This window comes from Limnohabitans sp. Rim8, from assembly GCF_943326455.1.
GTDB lineage: Bacteria > Pseudomonadota > Gammaproteobacteria > Burkholderiales > Burkholderiaceae_C > Limnohabitans_A.
The window spans coordinates 57,067-77,707 of sequence record NZ_CALPTI020000003.1 but is presented as its reverse complement, the minus strand read 5'-3'; the positions used below and the strand labels follow the sequence as shown (position 1 = coordinate 77,707).

At 52.6% G+C, this 20,641-nt stretch carries 20 protein-coding genes; 12 read left to right on the top strand and 8 right to left on the bottom strand.

What is annotated here, in order from left to right:
* Positions 1–3 precede the first annotated feature (3 nt).
* Positions 4–984 (top strand): 4-hydroxythreonine-4-phosphate dehydrogenase PdxA, encoded by a 981-nt coding sequence (locus Q1M54_RS02865; protein ID WP_300553625.1) that lies wholly within the window; start codon positions 4–6, stop codon positions 982–984.
* Positions 985–986: 2 nt separating this feature from the next.
* Positions 987–1,994, top strand: coding sequence for a 2Fe-2S iron-sulfur cluster-binding protein (locus Q1M54_RS02860; protein WP_300553622.1), 1,008 nt, complete (start codon positions 987–989; stop codon positions 1,992–1,994).
* Positions 1,995–2,107: 113 nt separating this feature from the next.
* Here Q1M54_RS02860 and Q1M54_RS02855 read toward each other — a convergent pair whose 3' ends face one another.
* Together Q1M54_RS02855 and Q1M54_RS02850 are read right to left on the bottom strand one after the other, a co-directional pair.
* Positions 2,108–3,292 carry a serine hydrolase gene (locus tag Q1M54_RS02855; RefSeq protein ID WP_300553619.1) on the bottom strand — a complete coding sequence of 395 codons (1,185 nt, stop codon included), beginning with the start codon at positions 3,290–3,292 and terminating at the stop codon, positions 2,108–2,110.
* Positions 3,293–3,681: 389 nt separating this feature from the next.
* Positions 3,682–4,560: a class II aldolase/adducin family protein gene (locus tag Q1M54_RS02850; RefSeq protein WP_300553616.1), complete on the bottom strand. Its 879-nt coding sequence runs from the start codon at positions 4,558–4,560 to the stop codon at positions 3,682–3,684.
* Between the two features lie 117 nt (positions 4,561–4,677).
* Between Q1M54_RS02850 and Q1M54_RS02845 the strand changes: the two genes are divergently transcribed.
* The gene (locus Q1M54_RS02845) at positions 4,678–5,682 is read left to right on the top strand and encodes a tripartite tricarboxylate transporter substrate binding protein (RefSeq protein WP_300553613.1); all 1,005 of its coding nucleotides are present in this window, start codon (positions 4,678–4,680) and stop codon (positions 5,680–5,682) included.
* Between the two features lie 142 nt (positions 5,683–5,824).
* Here the strand turns inward: Q1M54_RS02845 and Q1M54_RS02840 are convergent, their stop codons facing one another.
* The 3 genes from Q1M54_RS02840 to Q1M54_RS02830 all read right to left on the bottom strand — a co-directional run bounded on the left by Q1M54_RS02840 (position 5,825) and on the right by Q1M54_RS02830 (position 8,482).
* Positions 5,825–6,445: a histidine phosphatase family protein gene (locus Q1M54_RS02840; RefSeq protein ID WP_300553611.1), complete on the bottom strand. Its 621-nt coding sequence runs from the start codon at positions 6,443–6,445 to the stop codon at positions 5,825–5,827.
* 24 nt (positions 6,446–6,469) lie between these two features.
* A complete protein-coding gene (locus Q1M54_RS02835) occupies positions 6,470–7,264 on the bottom strand; it encodes an alpha/beta hydrolase (RefSeq protein WP_300553609.1) in 795 nt (264 codons plus the stop codon).
* Between the two features lie 108 nt (positions 7,265–7,372).
* On the bottom strand, positions 7,373–8,482 hold the full coding sequence (locus Q1M54_RS02830) for a VWA domain-containing protein (protein WP_300553605.1): 1,110 nt from the start codon (positions 8,480–8,482) through the stop codon (positions 7,373–7,375).
* Positions 8,483–8,754: 272 nt separating this feature from the next.
* On the opposite strand from Q1M54_RS02830, the gene Q1M54_RS02825 reads away from it, so the two are divergent.
* From Q1M54_RS02825 to Q1M54_RS02800, 6 genes are all read left to right on the top strand, one after another.
* Positions 8,755–9,483 (top strand): trypsin-like peptidase domain-containing protein, encoded by a 729-nt coding sequence (locus tag Q1M54_RS02825; protein ID WP_300554061.1) that lies wholly within the window; start codon positions 8,755–8,757, stop codon positions 9,481–9,483.
* Positions 9,484–9,578: 95 nt separating this feature from the next.
* Entirely contained in the window at positions 9,579–10,538 is a 960-nt protein-coding gene (locus tag Q1M54_RS02820; RefSeq protein ID WP_300554059.1) for a MoxR family ATPase, read from the top strand.
* Entirely contained in the window at positions 10,528–11,421 is an 894-nt protein-coding gene (locus Q1M54_RS02815; RefSeq protein WP_300553603.1) for a DUF58 domain-containing protein, read from the top strand. The genes Q1M54_RS02820 and Q1M54_RS02815 overlap by 11 nt, the downstream gene beginning before the upstream one ends.
* A gap of 166 nt (positions 11,422–11,587) precedes the next feature.
* Entirely contained in the window at positions 11,588–12,415 is an 828-nt protein-coding gene (locus Q1M54_RS02810) for a VWA domain-containing protein (RefSeq protein ID WP_300553600.1), read from the top strand.
* Between the two features lie 233 nt (positions 12,416–12,648).
* Complete coding sequence (locus Q1M54_RS02805) at positions 12,649–12,915, top strand: hypothetical protein (protein ID WP_300553597.1); 267 nt, start codon at positions 12,649–12,651, stop codon at positions 12,913–12,915.
* A 193-nt stretch (positions 12,916–13,108) separates the two neighbouring features.
* Positions 13,109–14,494: an MFS transporter gene (locus Q1M54_RS02800; RefSeq protein ID WP_300553595.1), complete on the top strand. Its 1,386-nt coding sequence runs from the start codon at positions 13,109–13,111 to the stop codon at positions 14,492–14,494.
* On the opposite strand, the gene Q1M54_RS02795 is transcribed toward Q1M54_RS02800, so the two are convergent.
* From Q1M54_RS02795 to Q1M54_RS02785, 3 genes are all read right to left on the bottom strand, one after another.
* A complete protein-coding gene (locus Q1M54_RS02795; protein WP_300553592.1) occupies positions 14,491–15,462 on the bottom strand; it encodes an NAD(P)H-binding protein in 972 nt (323 codons plus the stop codon). The two genes, Q1M54_RS02800 and Q1M54_RS02795, sit on opposite strands and share 4 nt — an antisense overlap.
* Before the next feature lie 263 nt (positions 15,463–15,725).
* Positions 15,726–16,175 carry a CBS domain-containing protein gene (locus tag Q1M54_RS02790; protein ID WP_300553589.1) on the bottom strand — a complete coding sequence of 150 codons (450 nt, stop codon included), beginning with the start codon at positions 16,173–16,175 and terminating at the stop codon, positions 15,726–15,728.
* A 93-nt stretch (positions 16,176–16,268) separates the two neighbouring features.
* On the bottom strand, positions 16,269–16,628 hold the full coding sequence (locus tag Q1M54_RS02785; RefSeq protein ID WP_300553587.1) for a phosphate-starvation-inducible PsiE family protein: 360 nt from the start codon (positions 16,626–16,628) through the stop codon (positions 16,269–16,271).
* 437 nt (positions 16,629–17,065) lie between these two features.
* Between Q1M54_RS02785 and Q1M54_RS02780 the strand changes: the two genes are divergently transcribed.
* From Q1M54_RS02780 to Q1M54_RS02770, 3 genes are all read left to right on the top strand, one after another.
* Entirely contained in the window at positions 17,066–17,902 is an 837-nt protein-coding gene (locus tag Q1M54_RS02780; RefSeq protein WP_300553584.1) for a phytanoyl-CoA dioxygenase family protein, read from the top strand.
* A 42-nt stretch (positions 17,903–17,944) separates the two neighbouring features.
* Positions 17,945–19,096: a mandelate racemase/muconate lactonizing enzyme family protein gene (locus Q1M54_RS02775; RefSeq protein ID WP_300553582.1), complete on the top strand. Its 1,152-nt coding sequence runs from the start codon at positions 17,945–17,947 to the stop codon at positions 19,094–19,096.
* 239 nt (positions 19,097–19,335) lie between these two features.
* On the top strand, positions 19,336–20,556 hold the full coding sequence (locus tag Q1M54_RS02770; RefSeq protein ID WP_300553580.1) for an MFS transporter: 1,221 nt from the start codon (positions 19,336–19,338) through the stop codon (positions 20,554–20,556).
* The last annotated feature ends 85 nt before the right edge of the window (positions 20,557–20,641 follow it).

Sequence of the window (20,641 nt, the reverse complement as noted above, 5' to 3'; positions counted from 1 at the left end):
CCAATGAGCACCACCGCTTTATCGCGTATTGCTTTGACTGTGGGTGATCCTCATGGCATCGGACCAGAAATTGCACTCAAGGCTCTGGCCTCTCTCGATGTCCAGGAACTCGCACAAATCACCCTGTTCGCGCCCATCGATGTTCTGACGGCAACTGCCAATCAATCCGGTCTTCATCGTTTGCTCGCCCAATTGAATTGGATCGAAGCAGGCACACTTTCCGGACCAGTCACACCGGGAAGGATAGACCCCGCAGCCGGACGCAGCGCCATCGAAAGCGCGACTGCAGCCATCCAAGCTTGTCGTTCAGGCCTTTACGACTGTGTTGTTGCCGGTCCACACCACGAAACAGCCATTGCACAAGCGGGCATCGAGTTCAGTGGATACCCCAGCTTGGTGGCGTCTGTATGCGAAATGCCACAAGGAAGCGTTTTTTTGATGCTCGTCGGAGCTGGCCTCAAAATTGTGCATGTCACTTTGCATGAAAGCGTCGAAACTGCTTTGAGAAGGCTGGATACCGACCTCGTGGTCTCAGCGGCTCAAGCCGGGGTGAGTGCATGCATGCGGTTAGGTGATTCGAATCCAACAATTGGCATCTTTGGCATCAACCCTCATGCTTCAGAAGGCAGCCTGTTTGGGCCCCATGATTTGGCATGCACAGTTCCTGCGGCAGAACTTCTTCGCAAGTCAGGTTTGAATGTCAGCCCTCCAGCTGGGGCCGATGTCCTTTTGTCAGAGCACGCCACCAAGCCTCACGGGCTTTATGTAGCCATGTTTCATGACCAAGGTCATATTCCTATTAAATTGCTGGCACCACATGCAGCCAGCGCTTTTTCAATTGGTGCCAATGTCTTATTGACCACCACTGGCCATGGCTGCGCCATGGACATTGCAGGATCTGGCCAGGCCCAACCCGACGCTCTGCTCCGTAGTCTCAAGACTGTCTTAAAAATGCCTCCTGCGAATTCAAAAAACAAGTCTTGACCATGAGCTACCAAGTCCACATCGCAGGTTCAGATGTCAGTTTTGGTTGCGATCCAGGTGTTTTTATATTGGATGCAGCGCTCAAGGCGGGCATACAAATTCCTTATGCATGCAGAAAAGGCGCATGCGGCAACTGTGCTGTTCGCATAGAGTCCGGACAAGTACAGAGGTTTGTGACCCACCCCGAAACCTCTGCTGCGGGCGATGATCTTTTGTGCCAATGTAGGCCACAAAGTGACCTCATCATCCGACCTGCAGACTGGCGTCAAGGTCAACCTAACGAAACCAAGCGTCTTCAGGTCAAGGTGTATCGCAACACGGCTGTTGCGCCCGATGTCAGCATGCTGCACTTGAGACTGCCTGCAGGGCAAAGGGCGAAATTCAAAGCAGGACAATACTTGGATGTTTTGTTGCCAGATGGCCATCGCCGCAGTTATTCAATGGCGAATCCGCCACATGAAAGTGATGTGCTTCAAATTCATGTACGTCATGTAGAGGGTGGCCGTTTCAGTCAAATGGCAAGCGGCCTAACTGCCGGAGACATGCTGGAAGTTGAATTTCCCTTTGGACAAGTCACGATTTCAAACGATCCCAATGATCCGCTTCTGTGCGTGTGCGGCGGCACCGGATTTGCACCCATCAAATCTTTGTTGGACGACATGGCCAAACAGAAATCTGCGAGGCCTGTCACTTTAATTTGGGGATCCCGTGATTTAGCTGGTCTGTACTTGTTGCCACAAATCGATAAGTGGAAGAAGTCATTGCCCAACTTTCAATTTGTAGCAGCCATTGAAATGGCTGTTGAGCCGCAAGATTTCGAAGTCTTTCAAGGGCGCGTTGACCAAGCCATTACTTCCAAGGCCAGCAGCTTGGCACCCAAAGAAGTCTACTGTTGTGGCAGCTCAGCCATGGTGACTGCCGTGAAAAAAATATGCCTGGATACCCTGCAAGTTGAGGCTTCTCAATTTCATGCAGACGAATTTGTTATGAATCCGTTGCAATGCAAATGAGAAGTACCATTGAGTTCGTCAATGCCTCTTGGATGAGCTGATGAACACGTCGATTGCATCACTGACGTTGAAGAGCCTTCACCCTAAGGCAGACCACTCAACAAGCCGGAGGCTTATGCATCCAAAGATTGCATTACCTTGGCAATGCATTCATTGGTTTTGGCTGCATCAATCCAACGCATGATGCAAACCAACTCCAACACAGGGTCTACCCATGTGATGGATGAACCCGCACCAATGGCAAACCATGAACTGCGGGGCGCATCTTTGAACAGTACGCCGTCTTTGTTCAACCAAATCAGGTAGCCATAGTAGGGTGCTACATCACAGGGCCGCTGCATCATTTGGAGCCATTGCTTTGACAAAATTTGTCGGCCATTGAATTGCCCTTGTTCCATGAGCATGAGACCAATGCGCGCTTGGTCCATGGCCGAGATGGAGATACCACCACCCCAATGACTTCCACCTGGTACCGACATCATGCGTTGACCATTGACTTGGGTTAAGCCTTGCTCATACCCCACCCATTGGAATGGATCTGAACATCCCAGAGGTTTTCTGAAAAATTCCTCAAACACTTCAGGCAACGGCCGCTTGAACAGATGCAGCAAGGCCAAAGACAATTGGTTGATGCGAACGTCGTTGTATTCAAACTTAGTGCCCGGTTCAACCAAGGGTCTCGCTTCGCCCTTGATCCCTTCTGCTTGCCCGGTTTGGTAGGCCAGCCAACGGTACCGGTCAACTTGTTCCGGGATACCTAAGCAAGTCCCCTCCCATTCGCTGGTTTGCTGCAATAAATGGTGCCAGGTGATGCGCGACAAACGATCACCTTCAAAGCCAATGCCGGGACATTGTTGAACGACCGGGGTATGAACATCTTCCAAAAGCCCTTGGTCAAATGCCAAACCCGCCAGTAGGGCCAAGTAAGTTTTGGCAACGCTGAAGGTCAGGTCTGCCTTGTGAGGTTCTCCCCATTCGACCAACATCTTGTTTTTATGAAATAAAACCCCAGAAACAGGACCACGCCCATGGATCGGACCGTACAGGCGGTTGTAGGGCGGGGGATCCAAATCGTGGATACCCCAAGGCGGCGATGTGTCGCGCGACCACGAAGTTTCACAAGATTGGATGAATGCAATGGTCTCAGCCAGGGAATGGTTCATGTTGACAACCGAAAATTGTTGGCGATCTGATGGTGAGCATGAAGGATGATGCACAGGAGCATCATCCTTGCTTGTTGTGAATAGAACGTTCGCGGGGGCGACTCCAGATGAGATGCGCTTATGGCTTACAGACAAATAAACCCCACAAGTAACAGATTATTTACACATTAAATTGTCAGATTTTTGTTACATTGATCTAATATGTGAACTTGAGACTAGGTAAACCACCAATTCAGGTGGCCCTCATCAGGGAGATTGCCTTGAACATTTACATCTATCTGTTCCTCTTGTTTGGCTGTGTTTTCGGCCTCTCAACGTTCTCTTATATGCACCTCTTCAGCGAGGGGCCACACAAAGTTGAGACGGCGCAAAATGGCTCCACTTTGGGCGGTCGCGTTTTGTGGGCCATGGTCTGCACTTTTTTGTGGCCAATCATGATCCTCACTGGTCTCAACTCAGCCAGGATTCTGGCCAAGCGCAAACGGCAGACGGTGGCTGCGAACCACTGATTTAACCTCGACGACTCAATCAGCGTAGCCTGGGTTGATGCGATCCAGGATGCGCATATTGGCTTCAAAATAAAGTCTTTCGCGGTCGCCACGGGGGTGGCGGTCATTGCCGGAAGGATGAAGGACACGTTGAATGACATCGTCACTCAAGATGTTCAAGGCTTTGCCCGTGCTCATGGCCAAGACTTGTGTTTGACAAGCTTTTTCCAGTTTATACAAGCGGCGATAAGCTTGTGCCACCGTATCGCCAATGGTCACAACCCCATGGTTTTTCATGAACAAAACTGTCTTGTCACCCATCAATGCGGCAAGACGTTCACCTTCTTCTAAAGACGATGCCAAACCTGTATAGGTATCGTCATAAGCGATGCGCCCATGAAAAAAAGCAGCCGTTTGGGTAGCGGGTAACAAACGATTGTCTTGCAACATGTTCAGCGCGGTGGCCCAAGGTTGATGTGTATGCAAAACCACTTTTGCACCGGTTAATCGGTGCAGGGGCGCATGAATGCTTTGGGCCGAAAGCTCTACAACGCCCTGCCCTTCAAGGGTCTGCCCTTGCTCGTTAAAGATCATCATGTCGCTGGCCTTGGCTTCAGACCAATGCAAGCCGAACGGCAAAACAAAGTACTGATTGGGATGGCCGGGAACACAGGCGGTGAAGTGGTTGTCAATGCCTTCTTCAAAGCCATCTAAAACCGCCATTCGCAAAGCAGCCGCCAAATGAATCTTGACCTCTTGAACAGCCGCATCTTGCGCGCCAACGGTTGGGAGTGGGTGGACAGACATAAATGGATCAACGCAGTTAAGTAGATGGCTCAAGACTACGCGATATGGATCAAAATTCAAGCGCCCCAAGCCAAAACCGTGCAACTCTGGTGACTTCAAATCTGCCAACAAATATCCAGCAGTCAAAGAAGGGCTTGCACTTCACAATCATTTCCAATAATCTGAGTCCCTGACTTCAAAAGTAATGCATTTTGGAGTTCGATTTCAATAACTAGGAGACATCACATGGCATTCATCAAATTAAAACCCTCATTTTCTTGGGTCACATCTTTGGCGGTTTCATTGGGCATGGCCGGCGCATTGCTGTCATCCCCAGCCGCCTTGGCACAGGCTTTTCCAAATAAACCCTTGCGACTGATTTGCCCGTTCCCCCCTGGCGGTGCTGTGGATATCGCTTCGCGGGCGATTGCTCAAGAACTGTCCAAAAATTTAGGCCAGCCTGTGACCGTCGAAAACAGACCCGGTGCAGGTGGGAACATTGGTGGCGCCGAAGCGGCCCGCGCCAATCCTGACGGTTACACCATTTTCATGACCACCAGTGGCATACAAGCCATCAACCCTGTGCTGTACGCCAAGATGCCCTTCGACCCCAGCAAAGACCTGGTTCCCGTCTCTGCCCTGGTCTCTTTGAACAATGTCTTGGTTTTGCACCCCTCCATCAAAGCGAACTCTGTGCCTGAAGTCATTGCGTTGGCCAGGTCTCAACCCGGAGCCATGAATTACGCGTCCAGCGGTAGCGGCACCAGCATTCACATGTCAGGCGAGATGTTCAAATCTTTGACTGGCGTCAACATCACGCACATCCCCTACAAAGGCAGTGCACCAGCCATCACCGACCTTCTGGGTGGGCAAGTCATGATGATGTTTGACAATATTCCTTCTGCCATTCCTCACATCAAATCAGGCAAGCTTAAGGCACTGGCCACAACAGGTGCCAAGCGTGATCCCTTGCTGCCCGAATTGCCAACCTTGGCAGAAGCCGGTGTATCGGGCTATGAGTCTGGCGTGTGGTTTGGTTTGGCAGTGCCCGCCAACACACCTCGCGACGTGATCATGAAACTGAACGCTGAAGCCATCAAAGGCACAAGATCACCCGAATTCGTCAAACGAATGACTGAGCTGGGTTACAACATCATGGGCACAAGCCCTGAGGTCATGACCGACATGAGCAGGGCCGAAGTGCAACGTTGGGGCCCGATTGTCAGAGCCTCTGGCGCGAAGGCAGACTGAACTCTGCAATGTTGAATAGCCAGACAAACTGAGCCAGTGGCTTGGTTTTCAAAGCCAAACAACAGGCCTCAAGGCAGTAGCCAACACGGACCTTACTACTTAGATCAAAAAAGCACTTAGGGACACCTCTAAGTGCTTGATCTCAATAGAATCTAATTTTCCCCAGAATCCTGGGCTTGTCACCGGGCTCGAAGACTGCAGCCTCACCCTCCTCCAAGAAAATTCTGGCTTCAGAAAGTCCAAAGTCAGTGCTGAGCACACCTTGGGTAAACGTTACCCCATGCCCAACGTACACATTGTTTTTGCCTGATGGCGCCTTGTTGAAGAAACCCTGGGTCGGAACCGATCTCAACGCTCTGTCTAAGTCTGGCTTGAACACACCAGGACGAACCACCAACCAATCCGTCGATGTAAATCTGTCAAAAGCCAGCTTGGCGGTTTCTTCACACCGACAAAAACTGCTGGCGTAAACCTCGCCAATTGGAATATTGAGTGCTTTGATCCTTTGGCCTATTCGCCTGCTTTGCGCCCTGCCCTCATCATTGAGCTGTCGCGAACCAGATGAACAGTCATGGGGCCGTTCAGTGGGCGGATTGAATTTGACCGGATCCTTACCAGGCGTGATGGCATGCCTGATAAAAATATTGAATCCACCTTGCTGCAATTTTTCAATCAACAGTTGCTCCTGGGCTTGCGAAAAGCTCGTCGAAAGCAACAGGATCAATCCAAGAAATTCAACAATCTTTCCGCGGAATAAATGCATTTCTAAAAAAATGGGTGATGGGTTTTATTTTTTAAGCCAAGCCAAAATTTGATCCGTGACCGCCGCAGGTTGCTCTCGATGCAAAAAATGACCTGCTTGATCGATCAGTTGAAAGTCATATTCAGCAGTGAAGTATTGAGACTGATCCAACATCAACTCAGCACGCAGATCCTGGGCACCACACAATGCAAGCGTTGGCACGCCAATTGGACGCGCCATTTTGATCCTTGAATCAGCATGCTCAGGATTGGATTTGTCTTGGTCAAACATCGCTCGGTAATAGCCCAGGGTGGCTTTGAGAACACCAGGTTGAGACAACATCGCTTTGATGCTTCGGATGTGATCTACGTCCTGAAAGCCTTCAACAGTCCAATAGGCCCACAAGTAATCGATGAAAGCCATGTCGTTTTGCAGGATGGCTTTTTCCGGTAAGTCTTTCAACTGAAAGAACCACCAATGGAATGACCGATGGATGTGCTTGGCCTCCAGAATACTTTGCCCGACCTTTTCGGGGTGAGGAACGGCCATCAGTACAGCCCGCTTGAACAATTCTGGATACGCCGCCAAAAGGCCATAGCCAATGATCGCGCCCCAATCTTGTCCGACCAAATGACAAGTCTCTTGACCACAAATCATTTGAGTGAACTGCGCAATTTCATGAACCAGCGTTGCTTTGTCATAAAAACAATCCGGCGGAACCTCTGTGGGTGGATAGCCCTTCAGGTAAGGCGCTATCACCCGGTACCCCTGCGCACTCAGCGCGTCAATCTGATGACTCCAAGTCAAAGCGTGGTCAGGAAAACCATGCAGCAAAATCACAGTGGGGCCAGTGCCCTGTTCAATGAATGCAAACTTCAAGTTACCGACTTGAATGAATTGATTTTCGTACTTTTGCATTTCAAAAACCCATATGGATCAAGCGTTGGTTTAAGGCTGGTCATGACGGAAAATTTTCATCGGCCCCGGATCCCCAATGCGAAACCAAATGGCCGACAAAACAAGGGCAATGACCACCAAGAACAAAGCGGCGCCAGAGAGCAGTGCCGTGATTTCTGTGTCTCTTTTTTCCAAGGTGAATTGATTCGACAAGTGCTGATAAACTTTTTTCAAGTCATCCGCAGATCCTGCTTTGAAATATTCAGCCTCTGTGATCTTGGCGACGGCTTTGAGTGATTCTTCATCGACCTGGGTAAAAAACGAAGAGCCCTCAAAGCCTGGGATGAACCCGTTAGGGGTTCCAAACCCCACGGTGTAAACACGAACACCCAAGTCGGCTGCTTTTTGAGCCGCCCACAAAGGGTCGGGACCTGACGTTCTGCGGCCGTCCGTTAACAAGACAATGGCTCCCCCTTTGAAGGAGCCAGGTGGCTCAGGCGCGCGCTCTTTTTCGGACGGTTTAGCATCCAAACTGCGACCACCATTATTCAGGCCACCCCCAGCGTCACCACCGAAGCCAGCGGGGCTGGGGGGAAAGAGCAGCTTTTCCAAATCAAGCTTGGCTTCAGGCCGCAGCGTGGCCAACGCCATCAGCAAACCACTGCCCGTCGCGGTGCCTCTTTGCAATTGAAAACGGTCAATCGCTTCGACCAACTCTTCCCGTTGAGGGGTCACGTGCTGCACAACTTGTGCGTTGGCGGCAAAGGACACGATGCCCACGCGGATGTTGGGGGGTAAATCTTGCAAAAAATCTTTGGCCGCTTTTTGCGCCGCTTTGATGCGACTGGGATCCACATCTTCTGCGAGCATGCTGCGTGAAACGTCCATGGCCATGACAAGGGTCATGTAATCGGCTGGCAATGTGACCCGCGCCACGGGTCTGGCAGATGCGAATAACAGCAGCCCCATGGCCAGGAACAACAGCGCTGGCGGCACATGGCGTCGCCATGCCGATGGTGTTTCGATGTTTTGCAGAATCCATGAGACGGCCGAAAAAGAAACCACCTGTTGACGTTTGCGCCTCAAAAGCCAAACATACACACCTGCCATCAGTGGCATCAGCAAAAAAGACCAAAGCATGAAGGGCTGTAAGAATTGCATCTTTATCAGGGTTTAAGCCAGTTTCGCCAATTTACCATTGACGCTTATGCTTTGGGTTATTTATGAAACGTGATGCCGTTTTCAGCAAAAGTCTCCGTCCAAGGGGAACTGGATCGCTTGCGTCCGAGTTGAATCCTCCAACACCTGACCTGTCGTTAATCACATCCAAATCAAAAACAACAAAAAACAAATACATTGATTTAAAAAAAATCAAATCCAGATCTGATCTTCTTGCTGTTTTTTTGTTTGGAGTACTTGTCAGCTTGTTGGGTATGGGGCTTTTTACGAACGCATTTGAAAGCCGACAGGTACTCACGCAAAAAGACATTGATGCTGCAGTTTTGCACACGCTTCAATCCAAAGAATTGCCTTCCCAAAGCAGCAAAGCAGCCGCTGCCGTTCAAGGTGCTGTGGTCCGTGTTCTGGCTTTTGCCGCAGATCCTAAAAACAAAAATACCGACATTGAGAGTGGCGTAGGCACCGGAGTCGTCATCAAGGACGATGGCACGATACTGACCAATTTTCATGTGGTTGCCGGTGCAAAAAAACTGCGCGTCACTTTTTTCGATGGCACAGAAACAGAAGCGTTTGTGGTCAGTGTCCAGGCCGACAAAGATTTGGCAGTTTTGAAGCCGCAAAAAATTCCGGACGATTTAGAGGCGGCCATTTTGGGCTCCAGTCAACAACTGGTACCCGGAGATGTCGTGGTTGCAGTCGGTTTCCCTTACGGGATTGGTCCCTCGGTGTCATCAGGTGTTGTGTCCGGCTTGAATCGACACTTCAAATCACCCGATGGTCAACACATGCTCAAAGGATTGATCCAATTTGACGCGGCAGCCAATCCAGGCAACTCAGGCGGACCCTTGGTCAACACGACAGGCGAAGTGGTTGGCATTGTCACGGCCATCTTGAACCCCACATCGGCTCGGACTTTTATTGGGATTGGCTTTGCCACCACCATTGAAAGTGCCGGTAGCGCTGTGGGTCTGCCACCTTTTTAAAATTCAAAGGAAGACATATGGCGAATGCAAATGAGGCTTGGCGCGGTGCCCATCGGTCCACGTACAACACAGATCCCGAGAAAGCTGCAGCCCTGATGCAGCGTTTGTTGTACGAAGTCAAACGGGTGGTGGTCGGACAAGACGTTTTTTTAGAGCGCGTCCTGATTGCTTTGTTGGCGCAAGGCCATCTGCTGATTGAAGGTGTTCCCGGTCTCGCCAAAACACTGACCGTCAACACATTGGCCAAATCACTCAACGGCAGTTTCAGTCGGATCCAATTCACGCCGGATTTGTTGCCTGCTGATTTGATCGGCACACGGATCTTCAACCAACAGACCAGCGAATTCAGCACCGTGCTGGGTCCCGTCTTTGCCAATCTGTTGTTGGCCGATGAAATCAACCGAGCGCCTGCCAAAGTTCAAAGCGCCTTGCTGGAAGTGATGCAAGAGCGGCAAGTCACCATCGCAGGACAAACGCACCGTGTTCCATCGCCATTTTTGGTCATGGCGACACAAAATCCGATCGAGACAGAAGGGACCTATCCACTGCCAGAAGCCCAGGTTGACCGTTTCATGATGAAGGTGCTGATTGACTATCCCAGCGAGGACGAAGAATTTGTGATCGTCCAAAGGGTCATTGCCGGTGGCGCTAAAGCAACGGGCGTCGTAAGCCTTGAAGAGCTCCAATCGCTGCAAATACAGTGCCGTCACTGCTATGTGGACCCCAGCTTGGTTCACTATGCGGTCAAGCTCGTATCAGCGACCCGTTTCCCTGAGCAATATGGCATGGCATCTATCAAGGGACTGATCAGCTTCGGCGCCAGCCCACGGGCCAGCATCGGCCTCATCGAAGGTGCCCGCGCATTGGCATTGCTTCGTGGGCGTGATTACGCATTGCCCCAAGACGTGGCCGATTTGGTACCCGATGTCCTCAGACATCGCTTGGTTTTGTCTTACACCGCATTGGCCGAAGGCAAAAATGCGGAAACTTTGATTCAAGATGTGATGCGCGCCGTGCCGATGCCAGACCAGCCGCTGGAAGCGCATGTCCGCTGAGGCTTTACTCCAACATTTGGAGTGGACGGTCATCCGACGGCTGGACGGCTTGCTCCAAGGTGATCACAGAACTTTGTTCAGAGGATCAGGTTTGGAACTGGCAGACCTGCGCGAATACCAAGCCCATGACGATGTGAGACACATCGACTGGAATGTGACGGCTCGCATGCAAACACCCTTTGTGCGAGAGCACCAAGAGGATCGAGAAATCAATGCTTGGTTTTTGTTGGACTTGAGTGGGTCCATGGACTTTGGCAGCACCGATATGACCAAGCGTGATGTAATGCTGCGCTTCGTAGGCGTGATGGCCAAACTGCTCATGAAACGCGGAAATCGAATCGGTGCATTGGTCTTAAACCCTGCGGAACCCGAAGGTTTCAAGTACGTTCCTGCACGCATGCACAGACGCCACTTGTTGCATTTGTTGCATGTCTTAGAGACATCACCCGTCACCCAGCAATCTCATCAAACCCGATTGACGGATTGGCTCAGAAAAGCCAATGGCTTATTGAAACGCAGGTCCAGCGTGTTTGTTGTCTCTGACTTCATGGGGGCTTTCAACTGGGCAACCGAGCTGAGCGCACTGGGCCAACGACACGAAACAGTCGCGGTGCGTTTGTTCGACCCCGCAGAAATCAATCTGCCCAACGCAGGCTTGGTGTTGATGCAAGACTCAGAAACCTCAGAACAATTGCTGCTGGATACAGCCAACAAAAGCTTCAGAACCCGTTATGCCCAAACGGTTGAAAAGAGAGAGCAGCAACTGGCTGACTCGTTTGCACACGCAGGTGTCGATGCATTGGAACTGTCAACAGATGAAGACTTGGCCAGTGCTTTGATACGCTTCTCTGAATTGAGAAAACGGAGAGTTTGGCGTGCCTGATTTCAGCTCGATCTATTTTTTATGGCCCTTGATGCTTTGGGCATCTGCACTGGTCCCCGCCCTAGCTCTTGTTTATTCGCTGAAAACGCGCAAGAGACCTTCCGTCGTTCTGGGCTTGGGGTTGTTGTTGCTGTGCATTTCGTTGGCAAGGCCTCAAACTGTGCTGATGACCCCAATGCGTGATGCCACGGTGATGCTGGTCATGGACACTTCTGGCAGCATGCGCGCCAAAGATCTTCAACCATCACGCATCGAAGTGGCACAGAAAGCCGCGCAACAATTCATTGAAGACAAGCCCCGCAGATTGCGCGTCGGTTTGGTGACCGTAGCGGGCACTGCTGCCCTGGCACAAGCCCCGACCGATGATCGCGATGTTTTGCTCAAAGCGATCGATTACTTACCGCTGCAATATGGCTCTGCCTTGGGTACCGGGATCTTGGTCTCGCTAGAAGCTTTGCTGCCTGGAGCAGGCATTGATGCGCAAAAGATCATCAACGAATCGGCTGAACCAGGTGGCGCCAAGAACCAAGCCAACTCTGGCCAATCCTTGGACGATAAAAAAACAGCCCCCAATACGGCCAGCCCATCGACAGGTCAGGGGCGACAGATGGCCATCGTTCTGATGAGCGATGGCCAAAGTAACATGGGGCCAGAGCTGAAGCAAATGGCGGATTTGGCCGCCACACACCAGGTCAAAATTTACACCGTTGGCATCGGCACCACCGAAGGCGATGTGGTTCAAATGCAAGGCCGCAGCATGCGTGTCAAGTTAGAAGATGAGGCTCTCAAAAAAGTTTCAGCGATCACGCAAGGCGAGTATTTCAAAGCCGACAGTGCCCAAGCGTTGAAGAGCATCTACAACCAATTAGGCCATCGGCTTCGGTTTGAAAAACGCGCCATGAGCGAGGTCACCGCCTATGTGTCAATTTTGGGTCTGCTCCTTGTTTTGGCAAGCGTAGCGCGCAGCTTTGTCAGGATGGGGAAAATCATATGAGTCCGTTGTCTGCAATAGCCTTTTTCCGATTCCTTGCTTGACCTCTTCGAAAGCTGTTCATTCAGCGAATCCGTGCACCTGTCCATCAAGCGTTTCCCCTGTGATGACGGTGGCAGCCGCCATGTTTCCAAAGTCAAGGACCGTGCATATTTTGAAAATATCAAAGTCATCCCTCTTGCAAAGTATTATTAATTTTGTTAATTTTTGAGTTGGCTTTCAACCACGGAAATCAAATGAAAAAATCAACTGTCTTGCTGTATGTTGCCCTCATGACTTTGAGTGTCCCCTCTTTTGCTGCCACTTGCGAAGCACAAGCCGCAGAGAAAAAACTGGCAGGCGCTGCAAAAAACAGTTTTGTTCAGAAGTGCGAAAAAGACGCTGCAGCTGCCTTGGCCACCGCCACCGCCACGTGTGAGGCACAGGCTACTGATAAAAAACTGGCAGGTGCGGCCAAAAACAATTTCACCAAAAAATGCATCAAGGATGCCACTGGCGGCTGACCTTCTCGGTCACACACGGGCTCATTCGACAACTCAGATCAGCACAAGGAAACTGACATTTCAGCCGCTGGGCTGATGATTGGATTCCGGCATACTTTGCCAAATCGGCGATCCTGTAAAAACCACATCCGAGATGGCGGATCCCAAAATCCGGTGCCTGTGTACAAAAGATCAGCCTAATTCAGATACCTCGATGAGCCAGCAGCAGACCCCTATTTCTTTGCCGGATGGTGATCCAGCACAAAGCCGCCTGGTCAAGGTGCTGTTTGTCGGCGTCTTCATGGCGGCACTTGATTCAGCCATCGTGGGGCCTGTCCTGCCAGCATTGATTGCCGTCTTTGGCATCGACAACCGAACCGCTGGACTGATAACGACTGTTTTTTCCCTGAGTTCCTTGTGCAGTACAGCGTTGATGGCTTACTTCAGCGACCGCCATGGCCGCCGACCGGTGTATCTGGCCAGTGTGGCGCTTTTCGCCATCGGCTCTTTGATCATCGCCGCTGCACCCGACTTTGATACGCTGCTGGTGGGCCGTGCCATCCAGGGCATCGGCGCAGGGGGCATAGCGCCGGTAGCCAGTGCTGTGATTGGTGATGTGTTCACAGCCGAGCGAAGGGGCCGTATTTTAGGACTGGTTGGTGCCACCCACGGCATGGCCTTTGTGCTTGGGCCACCTCTGGCGACCGTGCTCACTTCCACGCTGGGCTGGCGCTGGCTGTTTTTGGTGAATATTCCCGTCGCACTGGTCGTGTTGTGGTGGGGCGCCCTCAGCTTGCCAAGCCAACGCACCCGCGCGGCACCAGGGCACATTGACTTGGCAGGTATCACCTGTACCTTGTTATTTCTGCTGTGCTTGGTGCTGGGCATTTCGCGCCTGCCGGACTCGGCTACCGCGATGGTGTTGTGGCCTTGGTTTCTGGCGGCAAGTGGGGCACTGCTGGTCGCTTTGGTGGTCATTGAGAAACATCAGGCGCAACCACTGATTCCGATCGAGCTGTTTGCAAACCGACAACTGGCTTTTGCCTATGTGCTGACGCTGGGTGTGGGTTTCTCCATGGGGGGCATTGTATTTTTGACCACCATCGCTACGCTGGCCTATGGGGTCAGCGTTGAATCTGCGGGGCTGGCCCTGCTGCCTCTGGTGCTGTGCTCCATGGTGGGCTCTATGGCGGCAGGGCGGTTGCTCAACCGACTGGGCGCTCGAAGCATGGTGATCTTTGGCTTCGGTATGCTGACGCTGGGATACCTGCAAAGCGCCATGCCACAGACCGGCTTTACTGCGTTCTTGATCGCGACTGTTTTGGTCGGGATTGGCGTGGGTGTGGTGGTCAGCGGTGCGCTGCGCACCATTGCGATAGATGAAGCACCCCCTGCCCAGCGAGGCACAGCCCAGGGGCTGATCAATATTTTCAATGCCGTAGGGACGCTCTTGGCGGTGACCTGCATCAGTGCCATTGCTGACTTTGAAGGCGGCGAGTTAACCGCCTTTAGCCATGCTTACTTGGCACTGGCTTTGAGCATGCTCGTGATGCTGTTGATGGCGTTCGGTCTGAAAAAGAAGTCACCCAAGCCCGCTTAAAAAACAGCGTGCTCCCCTCGATCGGGCGCGCCCTCGCCTTTGACCCAACGGGCATAGGCATCGAACAGCGTTTGTGAACCGTGTGAGGGTGTGGCCGGGTCATCGTAGCGCTGCGCCTGTGCATCCCACACCAACATGGATTCAGTGGCGTAATACCGCCCAATGCGGGCCAGCTCGGCCTTTTCTGCAGCTGCTGGAATGAGCTTTCCCAAGACGCTCAAAACACCCACGATGACATCCAACAGACCCACCGGGACACGCTTGAAACGCGGCGATTTGCCCAACAAAGCAAACAATTGCTCGCCCTGCGCCAGCGGCGTGATGGCAGGCCCCGGCCCCCCGATGGGCAAGATCTGGTTATGCCGCGACCCATCGTCCAGGCACCCTACCAGAAAATCAGCCAAATCGTCGTCGCTGATGGGCTTGCAGGCGGTCAATTGCCCGTCGCCAAAAATCAAAAAAGGCTTACCTTTCTTGACACGATCGAGTTGGCCCGACAGCGATTTGAAAAAAGCTGTGGGCCGCACGATGGAATAAGTCAGGCCTGATTCGATCAGGGCTTTTTCAAAGGCCAGCTTGGCATGTTGAAAAGCCAACAAGGGCTTTTGCACGCAGATGGCCGACAGTTGAACAAACTGTTTCACACCCGCAGCTTGTGCCGCTTGCAGCGCCCACACATGGGCTTGGTGATCGACCCGCCAAGCGTCTTGGGGCGAGCCCATGCGCGAGGCCATACAAGAGACCATCGCATCAAAATGAAAGTGCGCCAAATCCGCTTGTTTCCAAAAATCCTCCTCGGCCGCATGTCCCCAAATGAGCTTGACCCCAGCCAGACGTTCTGAAAGCCCTGTGTCGGCCTGCGTTGAGCCCACACCTTCGCGCTGCCGGACCAGACAAACCACCTCATGGCCTCGACGAAGCAGCGCCCGTGCAGTGGCCATGCCGATCGTGCCCGTCGCCCCGAGCAAAAGAACACGCTTTGTAGACCTTGATTCCAAGCCCGTCGCTGGCGATGTTGGGGTGCTGTCTGAGCTAGACAAAGGGCTGGAAAGCATATCGGTGGTCACCCCGGGAACTCCCAAAATATTCAGAGATTCAATGATGATGTGATTTGAGTGATGGGAATTGGCGATGCCATGAACGAATCGATCTCACTGCCGATTTTGGATGACCCTTGAAGATGACCCAGAGCCGATACAAGTTACTCAAAGAATGGTCTAAAAATCACCCATCAAAGCGCAGCACTGTGCCCTTTGATGTAAGTCTCTAAAAACCCAATCTGCTGACCCATTTGTCGGATATTGTCTTTGACGACATCACCAATAGAAATAACGCCAACGACCCGCCCAGCCTCCACAACCGGCAGATGACGGAAGTTACGGGAAGCCATCAAGCCTGTGCAGGCTTCAATCGGATCGTCTGGTTTGACCGAGACCGGGTCGGCTGTCATGACATCTTGAACGAGGACTTGTTTGGCATCCAGACCGGGTAACAGGACCTTGATGGCACAGTCGCCCTGAGTGATGATGCCCATCAGCTTTTCGTCACGAATCACCAGAATCGCACGCACACGGTTGTCCCGCATCAGCTGCAAAGCCACGACCACTTTTTCGTCAGGCTTGATGCTGATCACGTTAACGGTTTGTCCTTTTTGCGCTAAACATGTTTTGACGCTGGTCATCTGAGTTCCTATTGACGATGGCTTAATTGATAAATTTTCTCACAGTGATTGAAATCGTGCATGCGATGACTTAGTCAACTCAAGCGCCTTTGGTTAATCGCGGTCTTGTATTTTGCTGATCACCCAACAGGCAATAGCAATCATCAAAATAGCGCCACTTTCATACAAAAGAATCGAAGGGTCACCGTCTTTACCCTGAAGGATGATCAAGCGGCTCAATGCGGTCATGGCAATGACCAAAGGTATGGTGATTGGAATTCGGTGGCTGCTGTAAAAAGCTCCTAACATACCTAACACTTCCGCATAAATAAACATCAGTAACAAGTCCTTCAGCGCTACGCTACGCTGTTCTATCAACAGCATGACTTCTTGCACCATGGCACCCACAGTGAACAGTGCGATAGTGATGAGAAATACTTTTTCAGTCACATCAATCATTTTTTTGATGGGCATAAGATCTCCAGCTTCAAGGGTTGATTGGGTCATTATTGAATGGATCCTGTGATTCAAGCTGCTCATTTTTGAAGCACTTGGAAATTTTCGAACTTTTGTATAAATTCAGTCAGGACATAGGAACGGACCGTCGTTCATCAAGCCATCGGTCCAACAACGACCAGACATCGTCTTTTCCCAAGTCGTGCCCACGTTCCATTGACAATGGTTAACCAAGACGCCAGAGAGCCGACAGCCGGTGGTTGCCAAGGCCTTGGCAGTCAATTGGGCGACGCTAAGTGACTGCAATCTGCCCAATGTGCTGTTTGATCTTGGTTCACAGTGGTTTCATGAATGTGTTTGTGATCATCGATATGCGCCACTGATGGTTAGGGTGCAATAGTTTTTGCAATACTGGCCTTGCTGTGATTGAATCTGCAAAAACTCTTGGAGACAATATGCCCGGCTCGATTCTCACACCCGAACAACGCGCTCATTACGAACAGGACGGCTACGTGCTGGTCCGCAAGCTTTTCGATGATGAGGAAATTTCAATCCTGCGCACCGCGATTGAAAACGACGAATCAATGCGCAGTCGTTTGTATGACCGGAACGATTCATCTGGCAAATCCACGCGAATGGCCACTTGGAATCATCCCGGTGACAGCGTCTACGGTCTTGCTGCACGCTCCCATCGTGTGGTCGACACCATGGAAGATCTGCTTGGCGGCGAGGTCTATCATTACCACTCCAAATTGACTGCCAAAGAGCCATTCGAGGGAGGGGCTTGGGAGTGGCATCAGGATTACGGCTATTGGTATCACAACGGCTGTGTATTCCCCTACATGGCAAGCGTGATGGTTGCGCTCGACCGCAGCACTCGCGAAAACGGCTGTCTACAAGTTGTCAAGGGATCGCACCACTGTGGCCGCATTGAGCATGGCGTCCTGCCTGGCGAGCAGGTCGGAGCCGATCCGCGGCGGGTCGCTGAAATGCTCAAGCTGATGCCGATTGAGTATGCCGAGATGGAACCTGGCGATGGCCTTTTTTTCCACAGCAATGTGCTGCACCGATCAGACCAAAATCGCTCAGAAAATCGCCGCTGGACTGTACTGCATTGCTACAACGCTGCGCGCAACAACCCTTACCTAGAGCATCATCATCCTTTTTACACGCCGCTCGAGAAAGTCGACGATGGCGCTATCAAGCGCGCAGGTGTGAAGTTTTCCAGCGGAATCAATGAGTTTAGGGAAAAGTCAGCCAACCCACCTGAATTAAAACAGCGACTCAGCTGACCATTTTTATCTCGACCCCTTTTCAATTTGAAAAGCAGCGATATGAAAATCGTCGACATCAAAATTCACGTTCTGAAAAGCCCGCTTGCAGAACCTTTCGCGTTCTCACAGGGCTGGGTTCGCCAGCGCAGTGCAACGCTGGTGGAAGTGCTCACTGAAGAGGGCATTACCGGCTGGGGCGAGGCGTTCGCTCAAGGTTTGGAGCCACCAGAAATCGCTGCGGCTGCTGTTCAATACGCGCTGAAACCACTCCTTTTGGGCGCCAACGCATTGGATACCGAAGTGCTGTGGCACAAGATGTATCACGCTACACGTGACTTCGGCCGCAAAGGCTCGGTGATCGCTGCGATCAGCGCAGTCGACATTGCACTTTGGGACATCGCCGGAAAGACGCATAACGTTCCGATTCACGTCTTGCTGGGCGGTGCATTCAGAACCCGCGTTCAGCCCTATGCAACAGGCTTTTACCGCGTCAATGGTCAGGGCGAATCCGCAAGACTGGCGGACGAAGCCATTCGGCACCACGATGCTGGCTTTAGGGCGATGAAGGTCAAGCTCGGCTACGGCGTTGACGATGACATCCATTGCATGAAAGCCATCGGTGCGGCGATTGATGGCCGCGGCATTACGCTGATGATTGACACCAACCATGCCTATGGCCGCGCGGAAGCGCTGCGCCTCGGTCGTGCACTGGAGCGCTACAACTTGCGCTGGTACGAAGAACCCGTGGCGCCGGAGGATCTGCGCGGTTATGCGGAGATGAGGGATAAGTTAACGATGCCCATCGCAGGGGGTGAAAATGAGCACACGCTGTTTGGCTATCGCGACCTGTTTGCTGCAAACGCAGTCGACATTGCCCAACCAGACCTGTGTTCTTGCGGTGGCATCAGTGCGGCCCGCCACATTGTGACGCTCGCGCAAGCGCATGGCGTTGCGGTCAATCCGCATGTGTGGGGATCGGCTATTGCCCAGGCGGCATCCTTGCAGCTCATTGCTGCGTTGCCGGTCGCGCACCATTCACTGTTCGCGCAGGAGCCTTTGCTTGAATACGATTGCTCATCTCATCCATTCAGGCAGCAGTTGATCACACAGCCCATCCAGCAACGCGACGGTTGGGTGTCGATACCGAACGGACCGGGGCTTGGTGTTGAACTCGATCGCAGCATTATTGAGCGATACCGTGTTGCTGGATGACCTTGGAAAAAGCGGATCCCAGACTCCTTGGCAACAAACCCTTACGACCGCTGCAGTAGCGTCTTGTGCCTACCGTGATGCGACGTGCCAGCGACATCACCATCAACAAGCATGGCCGCCTCAATCGGTCGGATAAACTGGCTTTCTGAAAAAATGAAAGCGCATCGCATGCCCCACCCTTTCTTGTCCTATCGGCTGGGTCTCGCTTGTCGTGATCGGGTCAGTCTCGCGGGGAAGCGATGAGCGATTCACCCGCCTCACGAGGCATCAGCCGAGGGGCACTCGTCCTGGCTGCGGCCACCGTGGTGAATCTGCCGTTCGGCACCGTCTATGCGTTTTCTGTCTTCCTCAAGCCGATGGAGGCGCTGCTCGGTATTGGTCGGGCCGAGATGGCGATCGTGTTTTCCATGGCGTCGATCTTTCTCACGATCGGCATGCTCATCGGACCCGGCCTTTACCGTCGCTTCGCACCCGTGCCCCTGCTGCTGGTTTGCGGGGTTCTGAGCGCCTCTGGCCTGCTGATCTGCGCCGCTGCACAGGGTATCGAGCATTTGTTGCTGGGCTACGGCGTTCTGTTCGGACTGGGCGGCGGGGTGGCTTTCATCATGATGCAACAAGGTCTGAACCAGACCATCAGCCCGATGAGCGGGCTGGCCAACGGCTACGTGGTGAGCCTGTATCCCATGGGTGCCATGCTGGGTGCACCAGTCTTTGGCTGGGCCATTGAGGCGTTTGGCCTGCGTGCAACCCTCACGGGTCTTGCGCTCACGGTGCTGACTTGCTGCGCCATCGCTGCCATGCTTTGGCATCGTGCCCAGGTTCGCATGCAAGATCCAGGAGCGAGTTCGGCCGACAGCGAAGCCCGCCACTGGGGCTTGTTTGCCCGGTTGTTTACTGTTTTCTTTCTCGCCGCCTCTGCGGGTCTGATGGTGATGAGCCAGGCTGCTGGCATTTTGCAGGCCTATGGCGCAAAAAGTCTGTTCGCGCTGGGCGGCACCACTTTCATCACCGGTGCGATTGCTGCTGCACGCATTGGAGGGGGCTGGCTCATTGATCGTTTCGCGGTGCCTCGCGTGGCCTGCGTGGCCCATCTCATCGCCCTCAGTGGTTCTTGCCTGCTGTTGACCTGGCCAGGGGCGGGCATGGCTGTCCTGTCCATGACACTGATTGGCTGCGGTTATGGCTTCATCTCGGGTCTGACGGCTGGTGCGATTGCGCGCTACTGGCATCCCAATGCCTTTGGCCGGGTGGCCGGACAGTTATACATTGCTTGGTGCATCGCGGCCATCAGTTTGCCGGTGTTGGCGGGCTGGCTGTACGACCAGACCCAGGGCTATGACCAAGCCATGTTGATGGCCGCTGGCGTGAACCTGCTGGGCGCACTGATGGCTTTGAGCTTGCCGACGACAGCGCGATCACCGCTTCAAGTTCAGCCTCAACCAAAAGTCGAGAAGACCTGATCATGCGGATGCACATCCCCAACGGCAGCATCTTGGGTATGCGTGGCAGCGTTGAATGTGCTGATTGTGAGTGCCAACGCAGGCT